Annotated in this window: 1 protein-coding gene; it reads right to left on the reverse strand. The window is 52.5% G+C overall.

Translation table 11 applies throughout. From position 1 onward, the window contains the following. Nucleotides 1–236, reverse strand: a 236-nt coding sequence (locus SB773_RS34625) for a carbamoyl phosphate synthase preATP-grasp domain-containing protein (protein ID WP_410595073.1), incomplete at both ends; no start/stop codon positions are given.

Consider the following 236-nt stretch of genomic DNA (forward strand, 5'->3'; position numbering starts at 1 on the left):
CTCGGCGATATGCAGCACATCCTCCACGTGAAGTGGCTCAAAATACAAGTGGTCTGCTGTTTCATAGTCGGTACTGACTGTTTCCGGGTTGTTATTCACCACGACAGCGGCAATTCCACTCGCTTGCAGTGATTTCGCCGCATGCACGGAGCAGTAGTCAAATTCAATCCCTTGTCCGATGCGGATAGGACCGGAGCCAAGCACGAGCACCTTGCGTCCCGCTAATGACTCTACTT

Origin of the sequence: Bacillus sp. SIMBA_074 (assembly GCF_046534555.1) — a bacterium.
Taxonomy (GTDB): domain Bacteria; phylum Bacillota; class Bacilli; order Bacillales; family Bacillaceae_G; genus Bacillus_A; species Bacillus_A mycoides.